General features: G+C 64.4%; 1 protein-coding gene and 1 pseudogene. Both read right to left on the reverse strand.

The features are described from left to right. The coding region (locus ACXJL8_RS41360) for a DHA2 family efflux MFS transporter permease subunit (RefSeq protein WP_456687068.1) at positions 1-985 on the reverse strand (985 nt) is incomplete at its 3' end. A gap of 118 nt (positions 986-1,103) precedes the next feature. Then, positions 1,104-1,315: pseudogene (locus ACXJL8_RS41365) on the reverse strand (HlyD family secretion protein); the annotation flags it as partial.

Raw genomic sequence — 1,315 nt, forward strand, 5'->3', positions numbered from 1 at the left:
TGCCGATCTGCTCGGCATTGTAACCCTGAATGCGCGACAGATATTGCGGCAGGATGAACACCGAACCGTACAACGCGATGCCGAGCAGGAAATTCGCGAGCATCCCGAAGCCGAAATTGCGGCGGACCAGCAGGCGCAGGTTCAACAGCGGCTTCTTGACCGTGAGCTCGATGATCAGGAAGACGGTCAGCGCGACTGCGGCGATCACCGACAGCTTGACGATGAAGGGTGAGCCGAACCAGTCGTCCTTGTTGCCTTCTTCCAGCACGGTCTGGAGCGCGGACAGGCCGATCGYCATGGTGATGATGCCGGCCCAGTCGCCCTCGCGCAGCAGCGAGAGCTTCATCGGCCTCGCATCCAGCGCGTACCAGAGCATGCCGACCATGATCGCGCCGGGCACGAGGTTGACGTAGAAAATGTACTGCCAGCCGAAATTCTCGGTGAGATAGCCGCCGATGGTCGGGCCGATCGCCGGCGCAAACGTCGCCGACAGCGCGAACAGCGCCAGGCCGATCGGCTGCTTGGCACGCGGCAGCAGCGTGATGATCAGCGTGAAGGCCATCGGGATCAGCACGCCGCCGGTAAAACCTTGCACCGCGCGCAGCACGATCATCTGCGGCAGGTCCTGCGCCAGCGCGCACGCTGCCGACAGAGCCAGGAAGAGGATCGCGTTGGTGAGGAGGTAGATGCGGATCGAGAACACCTGGGCGAGCCACCCCGACAGCGGGATCACCACGATCTCTGCGATCAGATAGGACGTCGAGATCCAGCCGCCGTCGTCGATTCCGGCGCCGATCGCGCCCTGGATATCGGCGAGCGAGGCGTTGACGATCTGGATGTTCAGCACCGCCATGAAGGCGCCGAGCGTCGCGCCGATCACTGCGATCCAGGTCTTGGCCAACACGGCCGGAGTCGTGGGGGCCGCGGCCGGCGCGGGGAGGTTGGCGGCGGAGGCGGCGTTGATGGCCGGTTGGAGCGTGCTCATGGAAGCCTCGTCTCGGTTACGGAGACAGGATGCATTAGGCGGATGGTTTCGATAATCGGCGGAGTTCTGGAAGGATCATCCGGCAGGGTTTGACAATCCTGCCGCATGCCCCCTGAGGTCAGCCGCCGTTCGGGCGAGAGGTGTTGTCGGCGATGCGCCTAGCCGTCTCGCGTTCGGCCAGCACCGCCTGCTTGGTGTCTACCGTTGGCACCGCGGACATGCCCGGCCGCAACAGGCCGGTCAGGCTGTGATCGTCGAGCACGATCTTCACCGGGACGCGCTGCACGATCTTGGTGAAATTGCCGGTGGCGTTGTCGGGCGGCAGCAGCG

Source organism: Bradyrhizobium sp. P5_C11_2, from assembly GCF_054049755.1.